At 40.1% G+C, this 252-nt stretch carries 1 pseudogene; it reads right to left on the reverse strand.

Annotated elements, in window-relative coordinates:
• Window positions 1-22 precede the first annotated feature (22 nt).
• Window positions 23-252: pseudogene (locus LB467_RS18965) on the reverse strand (hypothetical protein); the annotation flags it as partial.

The raw sequence follows: 252 nt of genomic DNA on the forward strand, positions 1-252 counted from the left end.
TATAGAACTTAAGGGGGAAAGTCTAAGAAAAAAACTGTAATATTGTCATTAACTTATCTTTTTGACCAAAATCCTTAGGGGGGTCAGTATGGCCGGAATGAGGGGTCAGCATCACCGGAATATCCAGGTCCCTTGATTTTTTAATCCAGTCTCCCTGTTGTAAACGAAGCAGCATATTTTTATCTATACCTCTGGGCTGATTAAAATTGATTTGTTCAAAGGAGGCTTGTTGTTTAAACCGTGCCTGGCGGA

The organism is Salegentibacter tibetensis, from assembly GCF_020164485.1.
GTDB lineage: Bacteria > Bacteroidota > Bacteroidia > Flavobacteriales > Flavobacteriaceae > Salegentibacter > Salegentibacter tibetensis.